The sequence below is a fragment of the Bradyrhizobium erythrophlei genome (assembly GCF_042430365.1).
Taxonomy (GTDB): Bacteria; Pseudomonadota; Alphaproteobacteria; order Rhizobiales; family Xanthobacteraceae; genus Bradyrhizobium; species Bradyrhizobium erythrophlei.
This window is the reverse complement of sequence record NZ_JBHMET010000258.1, coordinates 1-6,020: the sequence shown is the minus strand read 5'-3', so window position 1 is coordinate 6,020 and position 6,020 is coordinate 1. Positions and strand designations below refer to the sequence as shown.

General features: G+C 59.6%; 4 protein-coding genes and 1 pseudogene. All 5 read left to right on the top strand.

Features of this window, described 5'->3' with window-relative positions; all coding sequences use genetic code 11:
• Positions 1–280, top strand: a pseudogene (locus ACFFWD_RS39525) (hypothetical protein); the annotation flags it as partial.
• A 96-nt stretch (positions 281–376) separates the two neighbouring features.
• Complete coding sequence (locus tag ACFFWD_RS39520) at positions 377–1,069, top strand: response regulator transcription factor (RefSeq protein WP_376974807.1); 693 nt, start codon at positions 377–379, stop codon at positions 1,067–1,069.
• A 328-nt stretch (positions 1,070–1,397) separates the two neighbouring features.
• Positions 1,398–3,227, top strand: coding sequence for an adenylate/guanylate cyclase domain-containing protein (locus ACFFWD_RS39515; RefSeq protein ID WP_376974806.1), 1,830 nt, complete (start codon positions 1,398–1,400; stop codon positions 3,225–3,227).
• Between the two features lie 383 nt (positions 3,228–3,610).
• The gene (locus tag ACFFWD_RS39510) at positions 3,611–4,384 is read left to right on the top strand and encodes a molybdate ABC transporter substrate-binding protein (RefSeq protein ID WP_376974805.1); all 774 of its coding nucleotides are present in this window, start codon (positions 3,611–3,613) and stop codon (positions 4,382–4,384) included.
• A gap of 246 nt (positions 4,385–4,630) precedes the next feature.
• Entirely contained in the window at positions 4,631–5,962 is a 1,332-nt protein-coding gene (locus ACFFWD_RS39505) for a tetratricopeptide repeat protein (RefSeq protein WP_376974804.1), read from the top strand.
• Positions 5,963–6,020 lie beyond the last annotated feature (58 nt).

Sequence of the window (6,020 nt, the reverse complement as noted above, 5' to 3'; positions counted from 1 at the left end):
CGGAGGCATGATAGGCCCGCATTTCGGCGGCGCTCGTTTCGCGGGGGCGCCCTTTGCGGCGCGTGCAGCATTCGTGCCGGGCCAACGCTTCGCGTTCCACCCCGGCTTCAATCGCCCCTTCTTCCATCATCGCTTCCATCGCTTCCATCGCTTCCACCGCTTTGCGTTCATCGGCGTGCCTTTCGCCTACGCCGCCTACAACTACGACTATTGCTTGCGCAGAGTGTGGACGCGGTATGGACTGCAGTGGGTCAACGTCTGCTACGACTACGGCTACTAAACTCTGGCGAACCCACATCGTTGTGATGATCGCCACTGGCGCATTTTCTGGCGAAGAGAAACCGGACAGGCTGGTGGCGATCGTCGGAGAAAGACCATGACGGGTGGTGACCGCCGCATCCTGGTCGTCGAGGACGACCCGGAAACCGCGGGTCAGCTCATGGAACAGCTCACGACCAGCGGCTACCAGGTGGATTTGGCTTCCAGCGGCAACGAAGCGCTGAGCCATGGTGCGGCACACGACTATGCCGTGATCACGATCGACCGCATGCTTCCCGACATCGATGGCATTGTCGTGATGCGCCAGTTGCGCGACGGTGGCGTTACCGCGCCCTTCCTGATCATCAGCGCGCTCGGAGAAGTCGACGACAAGGTCCGTGGCCTGCGGGCCGGCGGCGACGACTATCTGGTCAAGCCTTTCTCCTTCCTCGAGCTGTTGGCGCGAGTGGAAGCACTTGGCCGGCGCAGCAACACCATCGCCAAGGAGACGATCCTGCGCGTCGGCGATCTCGCAATCGACCTGATCTCGCGGACCGCAAGCCGGCGCGGCAAGGAGATTTTCCTTCTACCCAAGGAATTCCAGCTTCTGGAATATCTGGTGCGCAACGAAGACCTCATCGTGTCGCGGGCGATGTTGCTGCAGCACGTCTGGGATCTTCATTCCGATCAATCGATGAATATCATTGACGTCTATGTCGGACGCCTGCGCCGCAAGGTGGACGACCAGCAGGCCTATCCGCTGATCCATACGATTCGCGGTGTCGGATACTGTCTCCGTGCTCCTGGCTAAGACGCTCAGCTCAACGACTTTCAAGCAGGCGCTGATCGCGATCGGCGGGAGATTGGGGTCCTGGTGCCTCCAACCTTGCTCGCCAGCGCCGACGAGCTGATCGAATGGAACGTAATTTGCTGCGATGCATGAGTCCGGAAGTGGCCCTTCGCGACGTATTGCACCGCCACAAGATCTCGGTCGCGAACGGGGCACAGCGGAAGTTGACGGATAGCCGAGCATTGCAGAGGGCGACGCTCGTGACCCTGATCTGACATTGACCCTAGCCCAAAAGGCACACCCTGTGCTTTGATACGGGGGACGGAATCTACCGATCTCGGGGGCCGTTGTGACCGACAATCGCGTGGAACGGCGGCTTGCGGCAATTATGGCGGCGGATGTCGCCGGATACAGCCGCCTGATGGGTGCTGACGAAGAAGGGGTATTGGCCCGGCTCAAGGCCGCCAGAAAATCCCTGGTCGATCCTGCCATCGCCGCGCATCGCGGACGGATCGTCAAAACGACCGGCGACGGCTTGTTGGTCGAGTTCGCCAGCGCCGTCGATGCCGCCAGATGCGCCATCGAAGTTCAGCGCGGCATGGCCGAACAGAATGAAGCAGTGCCCGCGGTTAGGCGGCTCGAATATCGGATCGGCATTCACGTCGGCGACATCATCGTCGATGAAAACGATATTTTCGGCGACGGCGTCAATATCGCCGCCCGCCTTGAAGGAATTGCGCAGGCCGGTGGCGTTTGCATCTCCGACGACGCACAACGCCAAATCCGCGGGAAGGTCGATGCCGCCTTTGAGGATATGGGGCCGCAGAACCTGAAAAACATTGCTGAGCCGATGCGCGCGTGGCGGTTGAGGATGGATCCGAGCGGTTCTGCCGCAGCGCCGATAGAGCCGCCTGTCGGGGACACGCAAGCTTTGGCGCTTCCCGACAAGCCCTCCATCGCCGTCCTGCCGTTCGAGAACATGAGCGGCGATCCCGAGCAAGAGTATTTCGCCGACGGAATGGTTGAGGAGATCATCACCGCTCTCTCGCGGTTCAAATGGTTGTTCGTGATCGCCCGCAACTCAAGTTTCACCTTCAAGGGTAAAGCCGTCGATATCAAGGAAGTCGGGCGTAGGCTTGGTGTGCGCTATGTCCTTGAGGGGTCGGTGCGCAAGGCGGCAGGGAAAGTCCGCATCACCGGCCAGTTGATTGATGCGGTGACGGGCGCGCACCTATGGGCGGACAGGTTCGAACGTGACCTGACCGACGTTTTCGTTCTGCAGGACGAAGTAACGCTCGCCGTGGTCTCAGCCATTCAGCCAAAGTTGCTTCAGACAGAAATTGGATTGGCGGCGCGGCGGCGACCGGAGAACCTCACCGCCTATGATTTTTATCTCCGGGCTATGCCGCAGCTTTACCTGGCGACCCTCGAAGGGAATGCCGAGGCGATCAGGCTGGCGCATCGTGCTTTGGAGTTGGACCCTCGGTTCGGCCTTGTTGCGGCCCTGGCAGGTGTCTGCCACATGAACAACGTCCTTTGGGGCTACACTATTGATCCTCAATTCGACCGCAAGGAAGCAATTCGGCTTTCTCGCTTGGCAATAAGTCTCGACGACAGTGATCCAGACACGTTAGCGTGGGCTGGCATAATCTCGGCGTTCATGGCAGGCGATAGTGAAAGTGCGATCGAAGTGGCTGACCGGGCGGTCGCGCTCAACCCCAATTCATATTGGGCATGGCACTGCAGAGGCCATGTCTATAGAATAGCTGGGCTGCTGGAGGAAGCGATCCGGAGCTTTGAACGCGCCATACGCGCGAGTCCGGTCGATCCGGCGCTATACCATCCGTTGGTTGGGATGGGATTTGCTCTTATTGAGTTTAGTCGCTTTGATGAGGCCATCGTCGCGGGGAAGAAAGCGCGACGTCAGAACCCCTGCTTTCCGCCAGCGCACCGCTGTCTCGCTTCCGCCTTCGCCCATCTCGGGCGCGACGCTGAGGCCCGTGAGGCGGCGGCGCGTCTGCTTGAGTCGATCCCGCCTTTACAATATCTGCGTGGATCGCTCGCGGAGGGCAGTCAAACGCGAAGCTCCTTATTGAGGGCCTTCGCAAAGCGGGTTTGCCCGAATGAGCCAGCGCCGACGAGTGATCGAATACGAGACGCGATTTGCTGTGGTGCATGAGTCCGGAAGTGGCCCGTTTGAGACATGCCGACTGCGTCGAGCAATGTCCGAGTTCGGGGGCAGAGCGGAAAACATATGCTCGCACTGAGTTCTTCTCAGGTTGACCCACATCTGACATCGCGACCAAAGGAAAAGGCACGCGATCTGCTCTCCCCGAACCCGAAGATGGTGGCAGCATTTTTCAGCTAGGGCTAGGATTGGTAAAGCCGAGAGCTACAACTCCAGATCGAGCACCGAATGAGTTAGATGGATCAACTGATCTAGGGGAAGACACCATGAGAACCACTCAGTGGCACACAGCAATACTGGCTCTCTTATCTTCGAAATCCCGGCTTAGCCGATCGAAGTACAGACCTTCCCTGATGCCGGGGAGGGGAAGCGCCATGGCACGCACCGGTCGTTGGCTCGCATTTGGCGTAATTGCAATACTTGCCGCAATTCAGACGACTACGGCGGGAGCGGCAGAAGTAACGGTCCTGAGTGCTTCGGCCGTGCACGCGGTCGTTACGGGACTCGCCGAGACCTTTCGGCGGGAGACAGGGCACACAGTGCGACCCACGTTTGCGACTGCAGGCCAGGTGCAAAGACGGGTGACGGCGGGCGAAGCGACAGACATCGTGATCGCTCTTGACGTGGCCGTGGAGCAGATGGCGGGCCAGGGCTTGGTGGTGCAGGACACCCGTACGGTCATTGCCCGCGTGGGTGCCGGGGTTGGCGTGCGGGAGGGCGCAGGTAAGCCCGACATTTCTAGCACGGAAGCCTTTAAGCAGAGCCTCTTGGCAGCAAAGTCTGTGGCCCGCGCCGACCCTGCGGGAGGGGGCGCGGTCGGAATCCATTTCGCTCGCGTTATCGAACGCTTGGGCATCGCGGAGGCGATCAAGGCCAAGAGCGTCGTGACCGACGATCCGGTCTGCGGAACTGTGGCGAGAGGCGAGGCTGAGCTTTGCGTGACGCAAATCAGCGAGATTCTTCCCGTCAAGGGCGTCATGCTCGTTGGCCCCTTTCCGCGGGAGGTCCAGAACGTCACCACATTCGCCGCAGCCGTTTCCACTCGGTCCGGTGCAGCGGAGGCGGCACGAGCGTTCGTCAAGTTCTTGGCTCGCCCAGCGCTCAGGGCGAAATTTGATGAGGCGGGACTCGACTACCGTCAGGAATAGGGTTTCCTTCATGGGCCGGCGGCTCGAAAGGCCGAATCAGGATGCCCCTAAAGCTGTGGCCGAGTATCGCGCATACGATGTGGTCAGCGGATAGCCGCTGGTGGCCCTTTCCGACGAAATCCCATGTTCGTCGACATGTCGGCGGTTAGAGGCAGACCGGAAGTGGCTGACGTGTGGTCAAAACGACGCGAATGACCCGCACCTCTTTGCGGCGCACATTAGGTGACCTTGGTATGGGAGGTTACGATGCGTCCCATCAAGCGGATCGGTAATGGAGCACATATCGCGTTTGTAGTTTTTCTGGGATTGGCGGCTACGTTGTGCCTTGATTTCAGATTGGCGCATTCGCAGACGGATGAAGTCAAGGTGCTCTATGAGCAATACAGCAAGCTTTCTGCGCAAGGTCGATATTCCGAAGCGATACCGTTAGCGCAACGCGCACTGACCATTTACGAGAAATCTCTCGGTCCCGACCATCCTGATGTTGCCACTTCGCTGAACAATCTGGCGGTGCTGTATTACAGCCATAGCCGCTATGCCGATGCCGAGCCGCTCTACAAGCGATCGCTGGCGATCCGCGAGAAATCCCTCGGTCCCAATCATCCTGATGTCGCCAGTTCGCTGAACAATCTGGCGTTGCTGTATAAGAGCCAGGGCCGCTATGCCGATGCCGAGCCGCTCTACAAGCGATCACTGGCGAGCCGCGAGAGATCCCTCGGGCCCGAGCATCCTGATGTTGCGAACTCGCTGAACACTCTTGCAGTGCTCTATAGCATCCAAGGCCGCTATGCCGATGCCGAGCCGCTCTACAAGCGATCGCTGGCGATCCGCGAGAGATCCCTCGGCCCCGATCATCCTGATGTTGCGAACTCGCTAGACAATCTGGCGGCGCTGTATGAAAGCCAAGGCCGCAATGTCGATGCTGAGCCGGTCTTGAAGCGATCGCTGACGATCCACGAGAAAACCCGCGGGCCGGATCATCCTGATACTGCCAACTCGCTGTACAACCTGGCGGTGCTGTATAAGAACCAGAGCCGCTATGCCGACGCCGAGCCGCTGTACAGGCGATCGCTCGCGATTCGCGAGAAATCCCTCGGTCCCGATCACCCCGACGTCGCCACCTCGCTGAACGGTCTGGCGGGGCTGTATACGAGCCAGGGCCGTTATGCCGATGCCGAGCCGCTCTTCAAGAGATCGCTGGCGATCCGCGAGAAATCCCTCGGCCCCGATCATCCTGATGTTGCCAGCCCGCTGAACAATCTGGCGGCGCTGTATAAGAACCAAGGCCGCTATGCCGACGCCGAGCCGCTCTACAAGCGGTCGCTGGCGATCCGCGAGAAATCCCTCGGTCCTGATCATCCTGATGTTGCCAACTCGCTGAGCAATCTGGCGGCGCTGCATTACGACCAAGGCCGCTATGCCGATGCACTCATCATTGTACGACGCACGATCATTGGGCGGACTGCGCGAACGTCGGTCGCTTTTCCTGTTCTTCTTGAAGCTCAAAGAGCCAAAATTACTAACGAACAACAGTCGTTCACGGACAGCTACAAGGCGCTGCAATTCTCATTGTCGTGATCGTGCCCCGTGGCGTGGTGTAGCTGAGTGCGGATCACCACGTTCGCCGGCATGGGCC